Origin of the sequence: Affinundibacterium flavidum (assembly GCF_014284175.1) — a bacterium.
Lineage (GTDB): Bacteria > Pseudomonadota > Gammaproteobacteria > Burkholderiales > Burkholderiaceae_D > Undibacterium > Undibacterium flavidum.
This window is the reverse complement of record NZ_JACOGA010000028.1, coordinates 1-19,977: the sequence shown is the minus strand read 5'-3', so window position 1 is coordinate 19,977 and position 19,977 is coordinate 1. Positions and strand designations below refer to the sequence as shown.

Genomic DNA, 19,977 nt, shown 5'->3' with positions numbered 1-19,977 from the left:
ACACTAGATCATGAAAATCGGCCTGCGCCTCTTACTCAGTTATGCCCTCATCCTCGCACTGGCAGCGTGGTTCGTGCTCACCGTCTTTGTCGCTGAAGTCAAACCGGGTGTGCGAGCCACTTTAGAAGATTCTTTGGTCGATACCGCACAATTACTCGCACAATTAGTCAGCGATGACGTCAATCAAGCTGGCGCGAACGGACAACTATCACAAGCACTGATGCTACAACGCTTACAACAAATCAGTGCGCGTCAGATGGATGTCGAGATCAGCGGTGTCCATAAAAAAACGCTCGACTATCGCGTGTACATTACCGATGCGCGCGGCATTGTGATTTTTGATTCAAGTGGGCGCGACCTTGGCAAAGACTATTCACGCTGGAACGATGTCTACCTCACGCTACGAGGTCAATACGGTGCGCGCAGTACCCGTATCGATGCAGAAGATGAGAACAGCACGGTGATGCATGTTGCCGCGCCGATTTATGCTAAGCAAGTTAAGCAAGCTCAAGGCGAACCAAAACAGATCATCGGCGTACTCACCGTCGCCAAAGCAACGTCGGCCATCCGCCCTTTTATCGAGCGCAGTCAATACAAAATTCTGCAACGCAGTTTTTGGTTACTAGTCGCCACCTTACTTATAGGCATAGGATTTTCCTGGTGGTTAAATCACTCTTTGCAAAAACTGCGACACTATGTCATGGCGGTAGAACGCAATGAAAAAGTCAGCCTGCCCAAACTCGGTCAACACGAAGTCGGCGAGCTCGGCCTCGCCTTAGAACACATGCGCGATCAGCTAGAAGGCAAGCAATATGTGGAAACCTTGATGCACACACTAGCGCATGAATTAAAAAGCCCCATCGCCGCGATTCAAGGATCAGCAGAATTACTCAGCGAAGATCCACCCGCAGCCGAGCGCAGTAGGTTTCTACACAATATCATCGAGCAAAATCAACGCCAAAAACAATTGATCGATAAACTTCTGGCGCTGATTAAAGTCGAAAAGCAACAGCAACTCAGCCAAGTCAGCGACATCAACATCGTCGACTTACTCGACCAAGTCTTACTCGACTTTAGCGACGCCATCGCCCGCAAAAATTTGCGCATCAAATTTGAAGTACAAACTCACACGCTACAAGGCGATCCACTCTTACTACGGCAAGCAATCGGCAATCTAATCGACAATGCGATTGCTTTCAGCCAAAATGGCGCGGAAATCCACCTGCATCAACAAGTAAACGACGAGCACTTCACTCTATTCATCGACGACCAAGGCAGCGGCATTCCCGACTATGCTATAGCCAAAATCTTTGAACGATTTTATTCACTACCTCGAGCTGATGCGGCGAAGAGTACCGGATTAGGATTACCGTTTGTGCGCGAGGTGATTAGCTTGCATGGGGGTGAGGTGAGTTTGGAGAATTTGGCGGAGGGTGGGGTGAGAGTGAGATTGTGTTTAATTTTGGGATAAGTGGTTTTGTTCTTATGGGGTTTTATATTTTGGATTTGCTGGATCAAGAGATAAATTAGTAGCGAGAAATTTGCACTCCTTAACGATCTTACTAAACCTAAAGTTTATACTGTCTAAACAAATCGAAGCGAGTCACGAGCGAGCTTCGAAAGAGTTGAAACAAATTGCATTTACTTCTGCGGTCGGTTATCTTTTCATTTTGCGATATTAAATCTCGTTAGCCCACATAAGACCACACTACTTGACTTCCCCACGAAAACCAATCTCGAATTGGGTTCACGAGCACCTGTCATCAGACTTTGACGGCAGCCTAGACTGCGCGGCGGAACTCGTCGCAAGCCTTCCTGGCCTAGACGCTTGGGTTCCAGCAAATGACGGCATGCAAGTTTTAGAGATCCTTGCACTTGGTGCAGCAATCAGCAAAGTTGACCAAGCGGGGTGCGAACAACTTCTAAAGAACATCGCAAAATCGATTTCCTTGAATGGGCGTCCGAAAGCAGAAGACTCAGCTGAATTGAACTCGGTGGCGCTTTTGAGTGTTTGGGCTAACCATGTCCGCACAATTAACACTGTCAAGGGAAGGAAGACACCGGATTTCAAAGCGGTAATCGGTGAAATTGCCGTAGAGTGTGAAGTAACCAACTCGGAACCCAAGTCACACCAACTCGAACTCCAGAATCGCTCACACGACCTAACACAGCGGCTTCAAGTTGTACTTACTGCGCCTGGCTTAAGGGTTCGCTTCACTGACGATGCAAACGAAAGCGATTTCTGCGAAATGATTTCTGCCGTAGTCGGCCTCAAACCAGGCGAGACGCGAGAGTCATATGGACTCTGGTTTATCCAAGCTTACGAAACCCCGATTCAGGCCGACCCTGACGCGGGAAATCCTGTTTGGTGGCCCAAGCAATACGCGCAGCCTGCTACTTTCCATTTTTCATTTCAAGTGGCCCATCAGTCGGCAAATCAGCAAGTTACCTCTCAATCCACAATCGAAGTAAATTGGAGCCTATCCACCAGATCCTACATTAATTCATTAAGCAAGAAGGAAAACGCCGAGCAAGCTTCTAGTACGATGCCATTCATTTTGCTTTGCGACGTGACGCATCTCCCGGGTGCGTTTGGATGGTACAACGATAATTTTCCTCCAATACTCAAGGCTTGGAGCCAAAAAATATCAGCAGTCGTACTCTTCTGTCGAGGCATCACGGGACTAGACTCTCTTCAGTTCGAGTATCAAATTCACACTAACCCAAACGCTCAAATCGCCGCCCCGGAAGAGCTCACCATTCAAACCAAAGGTAAAATGACAATTCCATTCAATTCCCCTAGGCAGACGTCATCGAATGCGTGCTAATAACACTTTCGATGGAGAATCGCCGTCGACCGCTTCACTTCGATTCATATTTTCTGTTGCTGTGCTCTGTCATATCGGCGTAAGGTGTCCATGATGAATGGAACGTGTGTGAAGTGCGGGTTGTCTACTCCTAACGAAGTAGTCATTTTGCGAGAACCGCCAGATTGTCCTGGCTGCGGCGGTAGAGCGTTCACGATGACGTTTGAGGTAACAGAAACGTTTTTGCCCCACAACACGACTGTCATCAAACAAAAGGACCCAAACCGCAATAGCAAAAAGCGCGTTCGCCGCGAGCACTTCAATGGAATGCAAGCTAACAGCCAAGGCTTGCTCATGCGCAAAGAACGACTCATTGATAAGGATTCAGACGTTTATTATGAGTTCGTGGCGGACCCGAATACAGGAGAAGTATTGCGTAAGGAACACGGGCGACTTTCAGACCATCAGGGCTACGGCAGTGCGAAACAAAAGAAGACAGACACCTAACATTTTGTTTAGCACTGAAGCGCAACAGCAGGATGGCGCTTCGCGGTGTTTACTGCGTGCCGTGCAGTTTTGACATTAAAGAAAACGAACTATTTCACTCATACAAATCGAGCCACTTATGCGCAACTTCAAAAGCAGATTTTTCCAATCTTTTTTCATCGCTACACTCGCCATCATGATGCCAGTTATGGCAGAAGACAAAAATACAGACTGGGAAGCCCAGGTCAGAAAAGCTGACGATGCCTATTGGAATGATTTTAATTTTGGGACGTCCGCCTCGCTTAATTCTCATCTGACAGAAGACGTCGAGTTTTACCACGACCTCGGCGGAACGGTAATGGGTTACGATGCACTATCCAAGGTCAATGCTGGTATGGATGACACTAAAAATCGCGGGCGTCGTGTGATCGTCCCTGATACCTTGCGTATCTTCCCAATGCGCCGTGGCCCAGAGGTTTATGGCGCAATCGTTATGGGCGAGCACGATTTCTTTAGCACCGAATCGGGCAAGATTATCAAGCGCACATTCAGGTCGTCCTTCACACATCTCATGTTGCAAAAAGACGGCGTTTGGAAAGTCGCGCGCATCTATAGCTTTAACCATCAGCGCGCAACAGACGAGGCAAAATAGGCCGCGATTGAGAACATGAAGATTAAATGTGTTTGAGTTATCTGCTTGGCTGTTACACCTCACCGCATCATTTCAGAAATGAATTCTTACTTGCAATACTTCAAGCCCAATACAAAATACTTAACATCAAAAATACAAGGAAACAAAAATGCTAGTCTTATTTGGGTGGGTTAAAGAAGCCAAAGAAATAGCGTCCGCATTAAGTTGTCACTGTTATCGCTGCCAGCGAAAGCGGGCTTGGGAACATTGGAAAGAAACTGAATGGGTGTCATTCTTTATGATCAAGACCATCCCGTTTCTTTCCAAGTCCTATGTCGTCTGCAGCGCCTGTCGGGAATCCGTGTTGCTCAACCGAGAACAAGTTGCACTCTTAGAAGTCGAAGCAAAGCTTCCTCGTTTAGCCGCATTTCTGGAAGAGCATCAGCTTTCTCAAAAGACAGAAGTGCAGCGTAATTTTTTGTTAGCTCAGCGCGAGCAAAATCAATCGCGGGAATAGTGAACGCATGATGGGGTCAAACTTTTGTATTTCGATATTTGAACGGCAAAAACCGATCATTAATCGGTTCGTATTGAGTACACTTTTTCCGAAGTCCTAGTCAAATCAAGTTCTTGATCGGATCAACATTGTAGAAACAAATTGTACTTTTCTTGATGTTCGGTTATCTTTTTGCTTTGCAAAAAAATTACGAAAGCCCTCAGAAAGATAACTTATGAGCTATGACCTAGCAGTGTTTGACTCGCGATTGGAACTGCGAGATCCGAAGAAGTTCTATCACTGGTATGACGAGCGTACCGAGTGGGAAGATGAAATTGACTACAACGATCCCACGAATCTTACTCCCTCACTCCGAGCTTGGTTTGAAGACGTCATCAAATCATTTCCGCCGTTGAACGGTCCGTTTACATATCGAGGTGATGACGAAGAATGCCAGCAAAGGCAGGCTGATTTCACACTTGGAAGAGACATCATCTATATCGCATTCAGTTGGCCAACAGCGGAAGATGCATACAATGCGTGTCTGAAACTCGCTGAAAAACACGGTGTAGGATTTTTTGACGCCAGTGGGGACGAAGGAGCAGCTTGGTTCCCTAACGATTCAGGAATGTTGGAAATCGTACATAAGGCCAATGATGAATAGCCCATCGTTCCCTGCGCCACTGTCCTCCGTTAACTCCGAGTTAGGCTTTATACTATGAAGATCCTTGCAATTTTCGCGGCATTATTACTCTTCATTGAGCCACCGACTGCAGCGGCGGCATCAGACATCCAATTGAATGAAGCACATATTTCATTCAAACTCCCGGATACTTGGGATGCAAAACGACAAGTTCAAGGTAACTTAAAACCAAGTATGGAATCTAGCGACCCATTAATGGTTTCTTGGAAGCGTTCTCCCATCGTGGACAAGGATGGGAGCATGGTATTAGCAGGCTTGAATGTCGTTGCCTTCAAAGTACCCGCCGATTCCAATGTAGTTCTGATTTCTGCTCGTCTAATGGCACAGCGCGGTTGGCCTCGCAAGAAATTTCTCACGGTGGAGCATGATGGAATCACTCTGCCAAATTCCTTAGCTTATGAATCTGAATTTCTGTCTGGTCCGGATCGAAAAATGAAAGTCTTTATCGTCCACGCCGTTAACGGGGGCGTCTTTGTAGAGTTGATGTTCTCCGCAACTGACGAAATTTTTGAAAAAATTGAGCCTGAATTACGCGAAGCTCTTCGGAGCTTGAAGGTATCGTAGCAAGTAGGTTGCTACCGCAATGATTGCCTTGACTAATCGCATGCATGGGTCTTTAGACAGCGCAACAAATCGGAAGCCAGGTCATGCTTATTTCGCATTGCGGATTGATAAACACGCATGTTTAGGGAAGTGTCGATGGACAATACGAACACCGAACATACGTGCGATTACGTTTCACTAATCGCACCTACTGCACTAACTACATCAACAAATATGAAGATTCAACCCATCACAGAATCCCGATATCGGAAACTCCTTTGGACCTATATTGCGCTGACCCTTGCCACAATAGTGTCTAGCTTATTCCCTATATATTCCGAAAATTTAGAAACTGCTTATAATGCAGAACCTGAAACTTGGTTCATAAGCCACTATTGGATCGCAGTTCCTGGCGCTACAATTTTTGCTCTAACTTGGGTAGCTGGCCTCATTGGACTTTTCTTTTTCAAGAATTGGGCAAGGGCACTTTCTACCTATACGACGTTGATGGGATTCTTCATTTATACCTTGATCGGCACATCACTCCATTCAGGACTTGAGTCCGCATTTATCGAGGCATCTGCGACCCTTTGGGGAATCATTTTAGCGCTATCTTATTTTTCCCCTATCAGCGAAAAATTTGAGCGATAACTCAATTTCAGACCATTCGAAACTGTCCCTTATTCCTCCACATCATCCGACAACTTCCCGCGCAGCATAAACACTAGCAAGCAATCTTCCGCCGCCACCCGCAACTGCTGCCAAGCTGGTGCGAGTTGTATGTACTCCAGAGCGGGTAAGGGACGTACGAGCGTGTTGTGGGTGCCTTGCCAGATGGTTTGAAACTCGGTGATGGCACTTCTTTCTTGCTCTGAAAAAGTTGGCGCCTTGAGTTCTTCTTGCCAATTGGGGCTGACCCAATCTGCCCATTGTTCTAAGACTTCGGTGGCGACGTGGGTCTGTGGAGCTTGTGTTTGAAAATCTTGTTGGGCTTGGAACGAGGCGGCGATTTCTAGATAATCGATGAGTTGATTTCTGACTCTTTGTAAGAGTGTGCGTTCGCTGGGACGGGTGGTTTGTTGCGACATCTGTACTTCCGGCTTGTTGCTGAAAACTATTAAGTGAGTATGCATGAGGTGCAAGTAAATATCCTTGCACCTCCGCTTATATCATCACATACGATTACCTGGCGCGTACCTGACCTAGTGGATCACCAGCTTTCCAGGCTGGCATCTTGGCGCCATCGGCGACTGCGCGACCGAGGTTCAGCGTGAATTGCGCTTGTTGCACCATGCCAGAGAAATCCCAGGTCGGATCAAATTCATCGCTGACTTGATGGTAAGTACGCTTACTATGGGCACGGGCTTTTTCACGTGTGCCTTCTGGGTCTTTGACGTAGTCTCTGCCGCCACCGATGGAGAAGGCAGGAATGCCTGCTTTAGCAAAGCTGAAATGGTCGCTGCGGAAATAACCGCCTGCCAAATCGGGTTCTACTGGCGCGACGCTTAATCCCATGTCTTTGGCAACCTTGGCGGCGATCTCGCCTAACTCGGTGCGCTCACTGCCGCGAGTGCTGATGTCGCGCGTGATGCCCATGAAATTCAAACTGTCCAAATTTAAATTCGCGGCGGTTTTGTTGGCTGGCCACAGCGGTTGTGCAGCGTACATCGCACTACCCAATAAACCTTGTTCTTCAGCGGCTACCCATAAGAACATTTGACTGCGCTTGGCCGGTGCTTGCATCGCTGCTTTCGCCATCGCTAATAGAGCTGCAGTACCGGAGCCATTGTCGATCGCGCCGTTATAGATCGTGTCTCCTGTCGTTCCCTGCTTACCCAGATGATCCCAATGCGCGCTGTAAATCACGACTTCGTCTTTAAGTTTTGGATCGGTACCTGGTACCACCGCAGCGATATTGTATTGATCAACCGTACGGATGTCGGCTTTTTCTTCACCGACTAATTTTGCTGCCAAAGTCACTGGGGCGAAATCTTTACGCTCGGCTGCAGCACGTAATTGATCGAGATCTTTGCCCGCACCTGCAAATAATTTACGTGCAGTGTCTTCACTGATCCAGCCTTGCAAACCCGTGCCGAGTGCTGCGCCCTGCAGTTGGAATTTTTCTGCGGTGCCGCCATTTTGTACGACTGACCAGCCATAACTGGCAGATGCGTCGGTGTGAATTAATAAGACACCGGCTGCGCCACGACGTTTTGCTTCTTCATATTTGTAAGTCCAACGACCGTAGTAAGTGAGGGCCTTACCGCCAAAACGATTTGCTTCTTCGGCTGTCGGTTGCGGATCGTTAACCATCATCACCAGCAATTTGCCTTTAACATCTTGCCCTTTGTAATCGTCCCATTTTTCTTCTGGGGCTGTGATACCGTAACCAACGAAGACGATATCGGTATCGAATTGATGGGTAGCGACGGCATCGCCCGGTGCCCAAACCCAGTCTTTACCAAATTCAATCGCAATTGGTGCGCCGCCAGCTACCAGTTGCAAACTACTTTGCTGCGGCAAAGCTTTGACACCCGCGATTTTGACTAATTGACGATAGCTATTGCCATTGCCCGGCTTCAGTCCAATGACTTGCGACTGACTTTCTAAATATTGTACCGTCAAGTCGGCACCACGTTGACCGGTGCCACGACCTTCAAACAGATCCGAGGAGATCAATGCCAGATGAGCGCGTAATGGCGCTTCTTCGACGGTAGCAGTTTTAGCTGGGTGTTTCTTATCGGCCGCATGTGCAGAAAATGCCAGTGCAAGGCTGAGCGCCAGACTGGTCAAGACTAATTTATTTTTCATAATTCTCCTGTATTTGTTCTTGGTATAAATTGGGTGGGGCAAAGTCGCTATTTTAGCTGCTTATATTAGCTATCCACAGAGTGAATTTTCAGTGAGAAGTTCCGTAGATAACTTAAGAGAACTTAGAATCAGACATCAAGGTCCACGTCCATGCGACCAATCAAGCTTGCTGGCATCCGGTAGGGAACTCTTCACCAGGATATGTCCCTGCGCTATCTGTTGTTCTACTTCCAAAGCGACATTTGTAATATGTTCTTTGGCATAGTAATTTCCCAATAAGAACAATCCTACCCAAGCATTTCTGCCACCATGTTTGGCCGCGTACAGGCATTGATCGGCGATATCAACTACTTGCTCCCACGAGAAAGCCTCAACGGAAGTAGGAATAAATGGATAGGTGGTTAAGCCGATAGAGCAAGTGCGCTGCAGCGTTTGTCCATCGGGTAGGGTGAACACATGTTCGGCAATCCTCGTGCGAATGCGTTCTGCTAATACTTCGGCTTCCAAATAATTAGCATGACGGGCCACAATCAAAAATTCTTCACCACCCCAACGGATGATGGTATCGGCTTCGCGCACGGCTTCTAACAAAATCGCAGTGGTTTGCGTCAACACCAGATCGCCGGCGGCATGACCAAATTCATCGTTGACCGACTTAAAGTGATCAATATCGACCATCATAAAAATGATGTCGATATTTAAGGCTGCACGATCAATCTCTTGCCCATCTAAAGCTTGATAAGCGCGATTTACTCTGGCGATATCTTCGCCTATGTACAGATTTAAAAAGCGACGATTGCGCAAACCAGTCAGGTGATCAGTCAGGCTTTGTTCTTCTAACATTTTGCGTGATTGTTCTAGTTCACGTGTGCGCTTTTGCACCAGCAACTCTAAGGTTTGGTTGGCCTCATTCAAACGCCATAAGCGCCAGCGCACCACGGCGACAATCAATAATATCAAGAGTAAAACGTAGAGCGCATAGGCCCACCAAGTTTGAAACCATGCAGGTAACACTTTAACGATCAAAACCAGATTTTCATCATTCCAATCACCTACGCGATTCGAGCCGCGTAACAATAAGCGATACTCACCCGGAGGTAGATTGGTATACGCCGCCAGACGTCGGGTGTAGTCTGTCTCTACCCAATTTTTGTCGTAGCCTTCTAAGCGATACGCGTAACGATTGCGTTCTGGTGCCGAGAAATCGAGCGCAGAAAACTCAACGACGATGCTGTTTGCATCGGGTTGAACAATAATTTTTTTGGCATTTTGACCTACCAAGCCGACATGGTTAGCCGCGATCGTTTTGCCACCTAATTGAATATTCGTCACCACAATAGGTGGATGGTAGCGATAGGTCTTCACCAATTCAGAGCGAACGATCGTCAAACCACCGACACCACCGAAAATCAGTTCCCCCTGTGCTGCACGACCACCAGAATTACTCCAATAGCCGGTAATGGGAACGCCGTCAGACTCGACAAATGGATCAAGTTGCATCGTTTTTGTATCGATGCGGGCAAAGCCTTCATCGGTACTGGCCCAGATATTGCCCTGTTTATCTTCTAAAATTTTATTCACTAATTCGTTGGGCATTTTTTCTTTCTTGCCAAAATGCTCGAAAGAAAAAGGTGGTCGCCCACTCGGATTGCGCAATAAGTCGATACCACCACCTTGCATCGCTACCCATAACCAGCCACGCGAATCAAACAACATCCCAGACACATTTCTATGTCGCAAACCCAAGGGATTTGCTGGATCCGGCGCGATATTGAGTAATTCACCACTGGTCGGGTCATAGCGATAAACACCATCTTGTAAGGTGGCGACCCAAATAGCACCATCTGGGGCAATTTGCATGTCCGTCACAAACTTATTAGCAATTGGAACAGCCCAAGGTGCTGGTATAGATTTATCCTCGTTGACCTGTTTCAAGTCTTTTAACCAGATACCTTCGGGGCCACCAATGAGCAATTGATCACCAAGCTGCAATAAAGTCGCGACGCGTAGTACAGGATTTCTAGGGCTAAGCTTAAGGCGCTTTATGCCTGTTCCATTACGCTGACTCTGATACAAGCCCTTTTCAGTACCTATAAATACCTGTTCATCGGTGGTTGGAAATATCGTATAAATCGCACTTTGTGGCAAACTGGTTTGCACTTGCCTGTCGTCCGCTGCGAGCGCATTAAATTTCGCTGAACCAGCTTTCAGCATGCTGATGCCATTGTTTTGCGAGCCTACCCAAACGTCACCATTTTGAAATCCGTGGACGGAAAAGAAATCTAATCCCCCCAAACCATGACGCCGGTTTTCACCGCCATAAACAGTTAAGAACGCATTCGATGAGGGATCGTGCAGGCTAAGACCACGTTGACTACCGACCCAAATCAATCCCGAACGATCACGCAAAATGTACCATACGGCGTTATCCGCTAAACTGCTTTGACGATTCGGCTCATGCGTGATCGATTTAGTCTCTAGGGTCTTGGTATTAACAATCACGACGCCTTTGCCGTAAGTCCCCAACCAGATTTCATCGGTGCCAGCTTGTTGAATGGCGTGGATATTTTCAGTACCCGTCAAGGTAACATTACTATCAGTTTTTTGAATTTGCAGGCGCGACACTGCGATTGAATTTTCTGAATTGGTCGATGCTTTGGTATCTAGAAAAAAAGCACCGGAATCAAATGTACCTATCCATAGTTTTCCATCGGCGCTCAGTCCCAGACTGACGATGCGCTGTACCTTTGCTTCATCCATAGGTAAACGAATCCGGCGCATGCTTTGTTTCGCGACATCAAATCGCACTAGTCCTTGAGTCGTACCTACCCACAAAATACCATGCGGATCGAGTGCCACCGTACGCACAAAATTACTCGGCAAGCTATCTGGATTATTCGGATCGTGTCGATAGTGTTGCACCACACCCGTATCAGGTTGAAAATGATCTAAACCGTTGCGTGTCGCCAACCATAATCCATCTTTGCCATCACCAGTCATGGAACTGACTGTGACGTGACTAATGCCTGTGGGGCCTAGCGGAACCCGGACAAAGCTATCCGTTCTGTCATCATAGCGCGCGACACCGCCACCATTGGTGCCGACCCAAAGACGATTATGTTTGTCGTTGTACATCGACATGACGTAATTATCCGGTAGGCTGGTCGGGTCATTCGGTATTGGCAAATAATTGCGGAAGCGATAACCATCCCAGCGTGCCAGACCACCTTGAGTACCAACCCAAATATAGCCTTCACCATCTTGGGCGACGACGGTCGCACTAAATTGCGGCAAACCTTGAGAGGTCGACAGGTGACGAAACACCATGTCAGCCATTGAGCTCCACGGTTGTGCTGTAGTTGGGTTGTGCGGTGCGATAGCCTGCGCCGAGGTCGAAAAGCACAGTGCGCCTATCAATTGCAGGAGGCTAGTGCGTACGAGGCATCTCAGTGAATAAAAATCTCGTACACAATAGGGCATGCCGGAACTTCCAAAAGAGGACGGAACTTATTCGCGTCTTTGTTTTACCACTGTAACGGTACATTCAGCCTCGGCTACCACTTGCGCGGAAACACTGCCTAAGTAACGGCGTAGAGTCGAACTACCGCGTGAACCAATAATGATTTGGTCGACATTGTTATTATGCGCGTAGTCAATAATTGCAGCAGCAGGATCGTGCGCTTCTAATACATGAAAGGTAATTTTATCGTTGCGCACCTGCAACGGCCGCGCCCAATGTTTCAATTCAACTAATTGCTTGACGTGCATATTTTGTCCATTTTGCACCATTGCGTCATCCAAACCGATACGACTGGTTTTACGTATCGTCACACAAGCCAGGCGCGCACCAGGCTCGGTTTGCAATAAGCGACGGGTAATCATGCGAATATCGTCAGCGAGTTCAGTATTGCTTTCACTCAAATGCAAGGCCACCATAATGATCGGTGCCTGGGATAAATGTTCTGACACGCTGTACTGTGCAAACGGCTCGGCACCTGCAGCTTGGAAGCGCCGCTTCAAGACCGACATCATGCCATCTTGTCCGCGCTTTTCCGCCCGTGCAGTTAGGCGCAACTGCGCGGGATTTTGTAACATCAATGCCAATTGTGCCGCTGTATCGAAGCGCGCACCAGGCTCCACTTCCAAACACCGCAAAATGATTTCTTGCAGCCAATCAGGAATCGCCGCATTGTGCGCACGTGGTGGAATGGGATCGCGATACAGACGTTTTTTTAGCCCAGCAACCGAAGTCGGATGCCCATACGGACGTTCGCCAGTCGCGAGGTGATACAACAAAACGCCTAACGAAAACTGATCGCTGCGTGGTTCATTTCGTATACCCAATACCTGTTCCGGCGCGATATAGGGTCCCGTGCCCATGGGTAAGCGGAATTCTTCGCCCAATAGGTCGGGCAATTTGTCGTGGCGAGATAAACCATAATCAATCAGCACTACATCGCCTTCAGCCCGAAACATAATATTCGAAGGTTTCAAATCTAGATGAATCACATGCTGACGGTGCAAGTCTTGTAATGCGGTCGCGACTTTTATGCCAACATTGACGACTTCATCAATTGGTAAAGGTGCGGCATCAAAGCGGGCACGCAAGGAAACGCCACCGATCTGCTCCATCACAATGAAAGGCTGAGTATCAAAATCGCCCGCGCCATAATATTTAGGAACGTGCTTGCCTTTCAATTTGGGCATGATCATTTGCTCGACTTCAAACGCGACTATCGCCGTCGGATCGTCAATGCTAAACATCAAAGGCACTTTCATGATCAGTGCAGGTAAACTACCGTCGGCTTGCACAAATCGTTGCTGCAAATCGGTGACGCGCCACAAGGCAGCCATCCCACCGGTGTGCAATTTTTCTTCTAATTGGTAGCCATCGACAAGCATGCCGACTTGCAGGCGACTCAGTTTTTTGACAGACGTATCCGCAACGGTCGCAGAGTTTGACACCACGCTTGAGCTATCGATTCCATCCTGCCCATTTTCTGCTGTCATGGCTTTAGCCTCCCTGAATCAGACGTCGTGCCAAGCTGGCGGGCAAACCCGCCGCCAGCACTTTTTGTGACGCGGTCTCATTGTCGTAAGGTACGCGAAAAAAAGTCAGTTCTAGTTGTTGTGTATCAAACAGAGCGTAACAGGCAGCCGGATTACCGTCTCTCGGTTGCCCAACTGAGCCAGGCTGTACCAACCAACGTCGCAATTTACTCAATGGCACGCTAAGTTCAGACACCGGAGTAAAGGTGCCAACTTTGCCGGCATGATTCATGTTGTACAAGCTAGGCGTATGCACGTGACCGCAAAAAGTGATCTGCGCGTTGGTGGCACGCATACTGCGTGCTGCTTCCATATTCCCATCGACATATTCCCAACGCTCAGGCGCCCAAGCGTTTGCATGCACGAACAGGCATTGGTCGATTTCAAATTGCATAGGCAATGCCTGGATAAATTCCAATTGCTGCGGATTCAGATTTTGGCGCGTCCATTCAACGACATAGCGCGCATTCGGATTCATGTCTTTGCGTTCGTCCTGCAATACACCCAGATCATGATTCCCCATCAAGACATAAGCACCGCGCTGTACATAGTCACTGACAGTATCAATGACCCAGCCGGGGTCTGCGCCGTAACCGACCAGATCACCGAGAAATGCATATTGTTCCGCTGATCGCTCTTGCGCATGGGCGAGACAAGCCTCTAACGCTTCCCGATTAGCGTGCAAATCAGTTAATACTGCAAGCAGCATAGTGCTCTACCTTATTTTTTAAATAATCGATAAAAACCTGATTTTAGAGCCAGTTGCCGAGCTAGCCAGTCACTGTCTGCTATGCCATCACGAAAATATTTGCTGGCACGATGTGAATACAACGTTAGGGAATAAAATCAAATAATAATTACAGCCTAAGTTCCCGATATGGAGTATTTTCAAGGTTTTAGGCTTATACTAAAATAATTGACTTAAAGAAACTTTTTTCTTTCATCATAACCCACTCGCCACATTGTGCGCTCAATGACAGAAATTAATTCGCATTTTATTAGCCCGGCCGAACTACAGATAGGTATGTACATCTATCTCGATATCGGCTGGATGGATCATCCTTTTCCTGTCAATAGTTTCGAAGTTCGCAACCAAGATCAGATTAATAAGTTACGTGACTTAGGCTTACAAAAAATCCGCTATGCGCCTGAGAAAAGTCATGTCGAAAGCGTCGTAATTGCTCCGACTGTCGTCGCTGTCAAAACCACCAACGAGACACCGGAAGAGCTGGCAGCCAAACAACGCCGAGCCTTATTGCATCAGCAACAAGCAAGTCTAATGCAATGCGAAAAACAATTTGGACAAGCCACACAAGAATTTAAGCATTTAACTGAAATTGTTCACGCACAACCATTGTTAGCGCGTGATTCTGCGACGCAATTAGTGCGAGGCATGCTGGAAGGCATCCTGAATGCGGAAGAATCGGCGATTCGTCTGCTCTCAGAAAAAGCGGGTGAAAAAACCGCCTTGCATAGTGTCAATGTCACCTTGATTTCTTTGCTCTTAGGCAAAGCGCTCGAATTGCCGAAAGACGATATGCTGGAACTCGGTATCGGCGCGCTATTACATGATGTCGGCAAGATGGAATTGCCAGATAGATTACGTTGGCTCGATGATCAAAGTAGTCCCGCCGAGCGTCAGTTATATCAAAGCCATGTGGCGCACGGCGTGAATATTGCACGTAAGTTGCAACTATCACCGAACGCCACCATCTTAATTGCGCAACATCATGAATACGCCGATGGCAGTGGTTATCCGGGGCATATCCATGTCGAAAAAATGACCGGACTCAGCCGTATTATCTCTTTGGTCAATCGCTTCGATAATCTGTGTAACCCTAGCAATGTTGCGCATGCCGTAACGCCGCACGAAGCTCTATCCCAGTTATTCACCAAGAACAAAACACAATCAGATACGGCAACCTTGACCGCCTTCATCAAAATGATGGGAATTTATCCGCCGGGGTCGGTAGTACAACTGAGCGATGAACGTTATGCCTTGGTGGTGTCAGTTAACTCCAGTCGCCCCATTAAACCTAAAGTGGTCATTCATGATCCCCACATACCACGCGAAGATGCGTTGGTGATTAATCTGGAACATGAAACCCAGATCGGCATACGCCGCAGTTTAAAACCGATACAGTTACCAAAGGCTGCCTACGATTATTTATCGCCTAGAAAACGCCTCTGCTATTTCTTTGAACGAGCTAGTGATCCTGCGTCGCTGGCCTGTGATCTACAAGGACAGCTGTCATGATACAGCGCCAATGGATAGCCTTAATTGAAGGAATGATAGAAGGCGTCCTGCTGGTCGATCCACTACAATTGCAAATCCTCGCGGCAAACCGCTCAGCGCATAAATTATTGGGCCTGGCGCCAGACAGTCTCATCGGAACTCCTGTCGTTGATTTGGCCTCGTCACCGGAAGACATGTTCTTTTGGGAAGATGTCGCGGCTGGTCTATCAAATAATATTTATTCCGAAACGCTCTTAAAACGTCCCGATGATTCCATCATTCATGTGGTCAGGCGCGTCAGCCTGGTGCATCTGGATGTAGAGACAACCTTGTATGTCGTTGCGATTCGCGATCATACCGATCAACGTCATGTCGAAACTGAACTAGAAAAATTGATCGCCGAATTGCGTGCGACCTTAGAATCGACCGCAGACGGTATCTTGGTTACCGACATGGATGGCGGCATTCGCAGCTATAACCATCTGTTCGCCAAACTATGGAATTTGCCCGAAGAATTATTAACCCAACGTGAAGATGTTGCAGTCTACTCTTGGATGGACCAATGCATGGTCGATGCCAGTTATTACAATGAACGCTTGGCAGCGATTCGGCGTTCGCCGCTGATGGAGGCCTCAGATGTTTTAGTACTGCACTCAGGCAAAGTCTTAGAACGCGTGACTCTGCCACAATATGCGCGCGGCAGGCCGATAGGCAGAGTGTATTCCTTCCGCGATATTTCGCAAAAATTGGCGGATCAGGCGCGCATACAGCTTGCTTCCAAAGTGTTTGAGGCGAGCACGGATGCGATCTTTATCACCGACTGCGAACAAAAAATTATCACCATCAATCCTAGCTTTGAAAAACTAACGCAATACAACGAAGTAGAAATGTTAGGTTTGAGCATAGAGGATTTCTTGCTCAATCAAAGCAATACCGAAATTCTTAAGCACTTGCTGCATGACCTGGATCAACAAGGATTCTGGGAAGGGGAAATCTGGAATCGCCGCAAAGATGGTCATGCTTATTTATGCATGATTTCATTGGTCAGAGTTCAAGACGAACGCGGTCAGACCTTGCATACCATAGGCTTTTTCAAAGATAGAACCGAAAGCTATAACGCCAAACAAAAAATCGAAGAACTGGCGTTTTCAGATGCGCTGACTGGTTTGCCAAACCGCTTACTGTTGGAAGAACGGATCAATCAGTCGATCACGCATGCGAATCGTGGCAATGGTGAATTTGCTTTACTGTTCTTGGATCTGGATAACTTCAAACAAATCAATGATTCACTTGGCCACCCATTTGGTGACCGCGTTTTAATCGAAGTCACCGAGCGTCTGAAAAACTGTTTGCGCCAAGTCGATACTGCAGCGCGACTAGGTGGCGATGAATTTGTTTTGCTCTTGCATCAAGCAAATGCGGGTGGTGCCGAAATTTGCGCACGCCGCGTGCTGGCCGATATGAGTGCGCCATTCTGTCTTGATGGCATCCAGTTCAGCGTGACTTGCAGTATCGGGATTGCCTTATATCCGGCGGATGGCAACAAGATTGAAGACTTGATCAAGAACGCCGATAGTGCGATGTATCACGTCAAAGAACGTGGTCGTTCGGATTTCCGCTTCTACCAGCGCCAGATGAATATCGGCTTATTGTCACGCATGAAGATAGACCATGCGATGCGTCAGGCATTAGAGCATCAAGAATTCCGCTTGCACTACCAACCTCTAGTTTGCCTGCAATCTAATCAAGTGTTTGGGGCGGAAGCACTGATACGTTGGTACGACAAGGATTTGGGCGAAGTGAGCCCAGCCAAATTCATACCCATCGCAGAAGAAACGGGCTTGATTATCGCCATCGGCACTTGGGTCATGCATACCGCCATCGCGCAGGCAGCAAGCTGGAATAAAGATGGTCGCCACTTAAGCATTTCTATCAATGTCTCGGCGCTGCAATTCCAGCAGGCGAATTTTGTCGAGAGCCTGGCAAATGCCTTGGACGACGCTCATCTAGATCCCGCTTGCATAGAGCTCGAATTGACGGAATCGATTTTGATACGCGATATCGAAGAGACGCTGAAAAAACTGAATGCCATTGCCAAGCTGGGCGTGAGAATGGCGATTGATGATTTTGGTACGGGTTATTCCAGTCTCAGTTATTTGAAGCGCTTCCCTATTCATAAATTAAAGATAGACCGCTCTTTCATCATGAATCTGGCGAAAGATGAAAGCGATATCGCCATCGTGACTGCAATTATCAGCTTAGCGCACGCCTTAAAACTCAAAGTCATTGCCGAAGGCGTAGAAACCGAAGAGCAAAAAGAATTGCTGTGCGAATTGAATTGCAATGAGATTCAGGGCTATCTGATTGCCAAAGCTTTGAATCCGCATGAGTTTGAAGCAAAATTTTTGCAACAGGAAACCCCGCTAGAGCAATCTGTTTTGCATAATTTGAGTCACCAATAACGTCCCTTTCTCTGTGGCCTGACGTCAGAGCTGCTTGCCACGAAGTGGAAGTACGACTTGAATATGTCAACAGCCCTTAGTATCTTTGCGCTATTATTTCTCGCATTCTCTCTTTTGCTTCCACCTAGGAATTTCATATGAAAAAAAGTTCGCTTCTGATCGCCGTTGTCGCCGCGCTGGCGGTCGCCTATCCAACGGCTGCATGGGTCACCGGTAAGCGATTGGAAACGAAATTAAGTAAGTTGGATGGGCGGGATCTGCTTTTTTCCAATTTTAAAGTCGTCAAACAAACCTACACACGCGGTATTTTTACATCGACGCAAGAAAGCACGATAGAGCTCAATACGGCAGGGATGTCTGCCAAATCTGCACTACCAACGGACAGCACTATGCCGGGCGAAACTAAGCCCTTACAAATGCAAATTATTAATCATATTCAGCACGGTCCTGTGCCGGGAATTTTCGGCATTGGTGCCGGAAAAATCGACACCGAGATCGTACTAGATGCAGCCAGTATTGCCGAACTCAAAAAAGTTTTCGGTGATAAAAAATTCTTAGAGATCCGCACCGTATTAAATTACACCGGCGGCGGAAACTTCCGCATCACCAGCCCAGCTGTAAAAACGACCGTTGGTCCAAATCAAGATAAGCTGGATTGGAAAGGACTGCGTTTTGACATAGGATTTGACACCAACTATAAGACGCTCAGTTTTGATTTTGCCTCCCCCGGTGCAGAAATCATCACCGCTAATGGCAGCACGACGCTCAAAATCGGTGACATCAAGTTACAAGGCAAAGCCGAACGCGCTTACCCGGATGGGTTTATCTATCTCGGCGACTCGAAAGCCAGTATCAATGCCATCAGCTTCGTCAATACGCAAGCAGGGAACAAAGGCGTGCAGTTAAAAGACTTAGTCATAGAAAGCAGCACCCATGCGGATCACGACTTAATCAATTCTGAGCTCAAATTTGGCATTAACAGCATCACCATGAACGACAATCTGGTTGGTAGCGTCCATTACGATTACTCGCTACGCAATTTGCATGGGCCAAGTACCAATCAACTATTTCTTGAACTTTCGCGTGCTGACCTAGCAAAAGAGGATGCCGCACAATTAGAAGAAATACAGAAAAAATGGAAGCAATACGCGATAGAAATCCTCAAGCACAATCCGCAAATCGCCCTCGACCGTCTCAGTTTGACCGGTAAAAATGGGGAATTCAAAGTATCAGCTAAACTAGGATTTGTGGGTGTGCAAGCAGAAGACTTCGACAACCCTGCATTACTGATGACGAAAATCGAGAGTAAAGGACAAGTCAGTTTAAGCGATGGTTTGGTTGACGATTTTATCGACGCTAGTCAATCCGATCCCGAAGCAAGAAACATGATGCGCAGTATGTTTTATTCACAAATCGAAACCTGGGAAACGCAGGGATTTTTGCAGCGTGAAGCGAAGACTTATCAATCACAATTTAGTTGGAAGGACGGGCAATTCTTAGTCAATGGCAAAGTCTTTCCCGCCAAACCCGCAGGTGATGCGGCAAGCAACATGCCACCACCAGTTGCCGTGCCTACGAAATAAATATTGAAAATTCTGCATCCATAAAAAAAGCGAACTGATCAATTGAACTGAACCCCAATAGTTGGACACCAACTATTGGGGTTTTTTAATGACTAAAAATACAGATGAATTCAAATACCAAGTAGTGCAAGAGTACTTGGATGGGCCGCTGGGATACAGTGGATTGGGCG

The 19,977-nt window shown here is 47.4% G+C and carries 16 protein-coding genes; 11 read left to right on the top strand and 5 right to left on the bottom strand.

The window, feature by feature from the left end:
* Positions 1-10 precede the first annotated feature (10 nt).
* From creC to H8K55_RS20440, 8 genes are all read left to right on the top strand, one after another.
* A complete protein-coding gene (gene creC, locus H8K55_RS20475) occupies positions 11-1,471 on the top strand; it encodes a two-component system sensor histidine kinase CreC (RefSeq protein ID WP_186944003.1) in 1,461 nt (486 codons plus the stop codon).
* Between the two features lie 379 nt (positions 1,472-1,850).
* Positions 1,851-2,828, top strand: a complete 978-nt coding sequence (locus H8K55_RS20470; RefSeq protein WP_186944001.1) for a hypothetical protein — start codon at positions 1,851-1,853, stop codon at positions 2,826-2,828.
* Between the two features lie 90 nt (positions 2,829-2,918).
* A complete protein-coding gene (locus tag H8K55_RS20465; protein ID WP_222612561.1) occupies positions 2,919-3,314 on the top strand; it encodes a hypothetical protein in 396 nt (131 codons plus the stop codon).
* A gap of 175 nt (positions 3,315-3,489) precedes the next feature.
* A complete protein-coding gene (locus tag H8K55_RS20460; protein WP_186943997.1) occupies positions 3,490-3,945 on the top strand; it encodes a nuclear transport factor 2 family protein in 456 nt (151 codons plus the stop codon).
* Between the two features lie 148 nt (positions 3,946-4,093).
* On the top strand, positions 4,094-4,441 hold the full coding sequence (locus H8K55_RS20455; protein ID WP_186943995.1) for a hypothetical protein: 348 nt from the start codon (positions 4,094-4,096) through the stop codon (positions 4,439-4,441).
* 214 nt (positions 4,442-4,655) lie between these two features.
* On the top strand, positions 4,656-5,084 hold the full coding sequence (locus tag H8K55_RS20450; protein WP_186943993.1) for a hypothetical protein: 429 nt from the start codon (positions 4,656-4,658) through the stop codon (positions 5,082-5,084).
* A gap of 54 nt (positions 5,085-5,138) precedes the next feature.
* Positions 5,139-5,687 carry a hypothetical protein gene (locus H8K55_RS20445; protein ID WP_186943991.1) on the top strand — a complete coding sequence of 183 codons (549 nt, stop codon included), beginning with the start codon at positions 5,139-5,141 and terminating at the stop codon, positions 5,685-5,687.
* Positions 5,688-5,900: 213 nt separating this feature from the next.
* Positions 5,901-6,317, top strand: a complete 417-nt coding sequence (locus tag H8K55_RS20440; protein WP_186943989.1) for a hypothetical protein — start codon at positions 5,901-5,903, stop codon at positions 6,315-6,317.
* A gap of 29 nt (positions 6,318-6,346) precedes the next feature.
* Here the strand turns inward: H8K55_RS20440 and H8K55_RS20435 are convergent, their stop codons facing one another.
* The 5 genes from H8K55_RS20435 to H8K55_RS20415 all read right to left on the bottom strand — a co-directional run bounded on the left by H8K55_RS20435 (position 6,347) and on the right by H8K55_RS20415 (position 14,235).
* Positions 6,347-6,754, bottom strand: coding sequence for a hypothetical protein (locus tag H8K55_RS20435; RefSeq protein WP_186943987.1), 408 nt, complete (start codon positions 6,752-6,754; stop codon positions 6,347-6,349).
* A gap of 94 nt (positions 6,755-6,848) precedes the next feature.
* Positions 6,849-8,477 carry a M28 family peptidase gene (locus tag H8K55_RS20430; RefSeq protein ID WP_186943985.1) on the bottom strand — a complete coding sequence of 543 codons (1,629 nt, stop codon included), beginning with the start codon at positions 8,475-8,477 and terminating at the stop codon, positions 6,849-6,851.
* 135 nt (positions 8,478-8,612) lie between these two features.
* Positions 8,613-11,813: a ligand-binding sensor domain-containing protein gene (locus H8K55_RS20425; RefSeq protein ID WP_222612560.1), complete on the bottom strand. Its 3,201-nt coding sequence runs from the start codon at positions 11,811-11,813 to the stop codon at positions 8,613-8,615.
* A gap of 171 nt (positions 11,814-11,984) precedes the next feature.
* Positions 11,985-13,487 (bottom strand): bifunctional serine/threonine-protein kinase/universal stress protein, encoded by a 1,503-nt coding sequence (locus H8K55_RS20420; protein WP_186943980.1) that lies wholly within the window; start codon positions 13,485-13,487, stop codon positions 11,985-11,987.
* Between the two features lie 4 nt (positions 13,488-13,491).
* Positions 13,492-14,235, bottom strand: coding sequence for a metallophosphoesterase family protein (locus tag H8K55_RS20415; protein WP_186943978.1), 744 nt, complete (start codon positions 14,233-14,235; stop codon positions 13,492-13,494).
* A 264-nt stretch (positions 14,236-14,499) separates the two neighbouring features.
* Between H8K55_RS20415 and H8K55_RS20410 the strand changes: the two genes are divergently transcribed.
* From H8K55_RS20410 to H8K55_RS20400, 3 genes are all read left to right on the top strand, one after another.
* A complete protein-coding gene (locus H8K55_RS20410; protein WP_186943977.1) occupies positions 14,500-15,783 on the top strand; it encodes an HD-GYP domain-containing protein in 1,284 nt (427 codons plus the stop codon).
* The gene (locus H8K55_RS20405; RefSeq protein WP_186943976.1) at positions 15,780-18,224 is read left to right on the top strand and encodes a sensor domain-containing protein; all 2,445 of its coding nucleotides are present in this window, start codon (positions 15,780-15,782) and stop codon (positions 18,222-18,224) included. Before H8K55_RS20410 ends, H8K55_RS20405 begins: the two co-directional genes overlap by 4 nt.
* A 137-nt stretch (positions 18,225-18,361) precedes the next feature.
* Positions 18,362-19,807, top strand: a complete 1,446-nt coding sequence (locus tag H8K55_RS20400; protein WP_186943974.1) for a YdgA family protein — start codon at positions 18,362-18,364, stop codon at positions 19,805-19,807.
* Positions 19,808-19,977: the final 170 nt, after the last annotated feature.